The following is a 2124-nucleotide window of genomic DNA, read 5'->3' on the forward strand; positions in this document are numbered from 1 at the left end:
GGGCGCGGGCGACGCCTGCGCCGCCCCGGCGGTCAGCGTGGCCGTCGCCAGGGACGCCGCGCCGAGCACCGCCGCGGCGGCCGCGGCGGTCGCCCTCGTGCGCCGCGTTCCCTTGAGCCGTGTGCCCGTGAGCCGTCCGGCCGGGAGTCGCATCGGGAACCGCATGGTCACCGTCCTCCGCAGGTCAGGTGGGCCAGCGCCGTGCGGATGCGCGCGTACGCCAGGCCGGGGATGGGGGCCGGGTCGGTGGAGACCGAGGAGCCGACCGCCCAGACGTCGTTCGGGCCGGAGCCGGAGACGGCCCGGTAGTAGTAGCTGATGCCGTTGCTGCCGCCGCCGGGCTGCGCGCCCTGCGGGGTCACCTTCGTCCAGGTGGTGCCGGTGCGGTGCATGACGGTCGAGTCGGAGATCGCCCAGAGGTCGTTCGGGCCGGCCGGGTAGAGGCTGTCCATGTAGCCGCCCTGGACGACGTCGCCCAGGCCGGTGTCCACGGACCACTGCTTGCCGTCCCAGTGCATGACCAGGCCGCGATAGCCGTCCCAGTCGTTCCAGGTGCCGCGCCAGCCGCCGACGTAGACGTCGCCGGGGCCCTTCGCCACGACGGTGCTCGCGACCCCGTCCGGCATTCCGGGCGCGCTGACCGCCGGCAGCTCGACCTCGGTCCACTTGGCGCCGTCGTAGTGCTGGGCGTAGGGCGACGCCGCGCCGCCGTCCGCCGGCCGCTGGAAGCCGACGGCCCAGACGTCGTTCGCGGACGCGGCGCTGACCTGCATCAGCTGGGTGTACCGGCGGGTGGAGCCGGGGTTGGCGACGGCCGTCCACTCGGTGCCGTCCCAGTGCTCGATGAGCACGCCCTCGCCGTTGAGGTCGCCGACGGCCCAGGCGTCGTCGCGCGCGACGGACGCCACGTCGTACAGGCGCACGAGGCCCTTCTCCGGGAACGGTGAGACGGCCGCCGGGACGAGCGTCCACTTGCCGCCGTCCCAGCGGGCCATGGTGAGGCCCGCGACGTCGCCGAAGCCTCCGTCCGGCGACACGATGACCCAGCCGCTGGACGGCGAGTCGTAGGAGCTGCGTCCGCCGGTGAACAGCGGGCGCTTCGGCTGCTGCGGGATCTGCGGGCCGGCGCCGGTGTTCTTCGAGCCGTCCCAGACGGTCTCGGAGACGCCGCCGCCCAGGTCGTTGCTGATGTTCGCCGTGAACCGGACGTCCTTGGCCGAGAACACCCGGACGTCCTGGACCTCGGTGGCGGGGGCCGCCGGCGTCTCCAGCTTCCAGACGGGGGTGCAGGCCGCGTTCGCCGGGAGCGCCGGGCCCGCGGGGAGCACGCCGGTGAGCGCGCCGGTGACCACCGTGCCGAGGCCCAGCATCGCCGCGGCGCGGCGGGCCCGTCCCGGGGTCCGGGGGGCGCGGGAGGCGGGGTGCCGTCGTCCGCGCAGGGGGTACAGGGGGTTTCGCATGGTCGGTCTCCTAGAAGGCGCCGGTGCCGTTGGGGGCGCCCATGCCGCTCGGGCCGTCGTAGTCGACGCCCGCGGTGCAGAGGTAGCCGCCGCCGCAGATGCCGTTGGCGCCCGAGGTGATGTCGAACATGTACTTGGCGTGGGAGTAGGGCCGTTGCGGCGCGGGCGTGGACGACCGGTTTCCGGCGAGGCCGTACACGCCGGCGACGAGCGCGGGCGCGACCGGGCCGCCGGACACGTTCACCCAGCCGCCGCTGCCGGTGTCGAAGGCCGAGACGGGCGTGTAGTCGGACGCGACGGCCGCGACGTCGGCCACCGTGCGGCGGTCGCCGCAGGCGCCCTTGCGCTGCCAGGACGGCCGCTTGGTGTAGAGCGAGCAGCCCGACGTGGTGTTCCGCCACGGCGTCTCGCTCCAGCCGCGCTTGGCCGCCGGGTCCCGGTACAGGTCGGTCCCCGCGACGGCCACGACGGTCGGATACGCGGCGGGCAGCGACTCGTGCCCGCCGCCGTTGAACCCGGACGCCCCGGACCCGGCGACGATCGCGACGCCCGGATGGTCGAAGTGGGACGCGAGCGCCTCCTGCCCCTCGTACTCGCCGAACCAGCCGTCCATCACGACGACCGTCCGGGCGCGGCGGTCGACCAGGCGGTCGCGCAGGGCGCC

Annotated in this window: 2 protein-coding genes; both read right to left on the reverse strand. The window is 75.2% G+C overall.

Features of this window, described 5'->3' with window-relative positions:
* Positions 1 to 167 precede the first annotated feature (167 nt).
* On the reverse strand, positions 168 to 1460 hold the full coding sequence (locus AB0J52_RS37555; protein WP_500187725.1) for a hypothetical protein: 1293 nt from the start codon (positions 1458 to 1460) through the stop codon (positions 168 to 170).
* 10 nt (positions 1461 to 1470) lie between these two features.
* Positions 1471 to 2124 (reverse strand): hypothetical protein (locus AB0J52_RS37560; protein WP_500187726.1); only part of this gene is annotated, 654 nt, incomplete at its 5' end.

It is taken from the genome of Spirillospora sp. NPDC049652, assembly GCF_040675125.1.
In the GTDB taxonomy this organism is placed as follows: Bacteria; Actinomycetota; Actinomycetes; order Streptosporangiales; family Streptosporangiaceae; genus Spirillospora.

What these genes read in the sequence shown, in the direction of transcription:
- AB0J52_RS37555 (WP_500187725.1), bottom strand. Translation starts at nt 1,460, where the DNA reads ATGCGAAACCCCCTGTACCCCCTGCGCGGACGACGGCACCCCGCCTCC.